At 73.9% G+C, this 1432-nt stretch carries 3 protein-coding genes; 2 read left to right on the forward strand and 1 reads right to left on the reverse strand.

Annotation, left to right across the window (positions count from 1 at the left end; genetic code table 11):
* Positions 1–58: 58 nt before the first annotated feature.
* Positions 59–301: a toxin-antitoxin system HicB family antitoxin gene (locus V7E45_RS40135; protein WP_333779227.1), complete on the forward strand. Its 243-nt coding sequence runs from the start codon at positions 59–61 to the stop codon at positions 299–301.
* Positions 302–305: 4 nt separating this feature from the next.
* Entirely contained in the window at positions 306–680 is a 375-nt protein-coding gene (locus V7E45_RS40140; protein WP_333779228.1) for a fic family toxin-antitoxin system, toxin component, read from the forward strand.
* Here V7E45_RS40140 and V7E45_RS40145 read toward each other — a convergent pair whose 3' ends face one another.
* Positions 681–1373 (reverse strand): class I SAM-dependent methyltransferase, encoded by a 693-nt coding sequence (locus V7E45_RS40145; protein ID WP_333779229.1) that lies wholly within the window; start codon positions 1371–1373, stop codon positions 681–683. It abuts the gene before it with no gap.
* Positions 1374–1432: the final 59 nt, after the last annotated feature.

Below are 1432 nucleotides of genomic sequence, written 5' to 3' on the forward strand. Positions count from 1 at the left end.
GGGCGGCCCCGGCCGCCCGCGCTTGCCGTTGCTAGCACTTCGGCGCTAGCTTCGAGCCATGGCGAAGACCCAGCTGAACGTGCGCGTGGACGAGGACACCGCCCGCGCGGCCCGCGAGCGCGCGACGGCCCGCGGCATGAGCGTCAACCGCTACATCGAGGAGCTGGTCAGACAGGACGCCGGGGAGGCCGGCCGCGCCTTCGTGGACGCTGCCGCCGACTTCATGAGGCGGTACGAGTCCGTGTTCGCCGAGGAGTTCAGTGAGGCGCGCGGCACCGGCGCGGGCGAGGGCCACGGCTGATCCCTTGAACGAGCTCAGCATCGACCTCGCCTGGCTGCTCATGCTCGCCGAGCAGCGCACGCCCGGGGACCCGCAGGTCACCGACTGGGGTGCGCTGGTCGCCGCCGTCGCCCGCCACCGGGCCGAGATATTCGGCGTCCCCGTCTACGACTCCCCGCACGCCCGCGCCGCCGCACTGCTCCAGCTGCTGCTGCACGTGCCCGCGCTGGAGCGCTCCAACGCGCTGTTCGCCTCGGCCGTCGCCTACGCCTACCTGGTCGCCAGCGGCCAGAAAGTGGTCACCACTCCCGAGCAGGTCCGCGACCTCGCCCGGCTGGTGAAGAGCGGAGAGGCGGGCGTCGACGACATCGCTCGTGAGCTGAGCCGCTGGAGCTCGTGATCACCGCTCGGCCGGCTCCCGGGGCCGCCACGCGACGCCGAGCGAGCAGTACGAGGTGGGCAGCCGCGGACCCCGCTCCGGCATCAGCACGCGCCGCCGCGGGCCGAGTTCGAACCCGGCCTCGCGCAGCGCGGCCACCGGGTCCCGGGACAGGTGGCAGCCGCCGGTCAGGACCGGCCACACGGTGCGGTCCAGGGTGCGCTGGGTCAGCGTCATCATCCGGCCGCCGCCCCGCCCGTGCTCGAAGTAGCGCACCTCGCCGCCCGGTCTGAGCACCCGCCGCACCTCGCCCAGCGCCCGCCGCACGTCCCGCACGCTGCACATCACCAGCGACAGCACGGCCGCGTCGAAGGCCTCGCTCTTCACCGGCAGGGCCTCCGCCGCGCCCGGGACCACGTCCACCGGCACCTGGGCGCGCAACGCCGCCCGCAGCGCCAAGCCCCTGAGCAGCGGCTCCGGTTCGATGGCGACGACCTCCGCGACGGCTCCCGGGTAGTGGGCGAAGTTCAGGCCGTTGCCGGCACCGATCTCGATCACCCGGCCGGACAGGCCGGCGAGCAGCCGCTCGCGTATCCCGGCCATGCCGAGCCGCGTCTCGGCGTCCACGCTGAACCGGGCGTAGTAGCGGGCGAAGATCGGATGGTGGACGGGGCTTCGTGCCGCGGCACCGGAACCGGCCGACGACAAGCGCATGGCAACCTCCCGGACTGGTCGGTCCTACGGTGAGTGTCCCCCGCGAAGCCCCGTCCCAC

It is taken from the genome of Streptomyces sp. IBSBF 3136 (assembly GCF_036815105.1).
In the GTDB taxonomy this organism is placed as follows: Bacteria; Actinomycetota; Actinomycetes; order Streptomycetales; family Streptomycetaceae; genus Streptomyces.

Coding starts and splice junctions, on each gene's coding strand:
- V7E45_RS40135 (WP_333779227.1), top strand. CDS start 59: ATGGCGAAGACCCAGCTGAACGTGCGCGTGGACGAGGACACCGCCCGC.
- V7E45_RS40145 (WP_333779229.1), bottom strand. CDS start 1,373: ATGCGCTTGTCGTCGGCCGGTTCCGGTGCCGCGGCACGAAGCCCCGTC.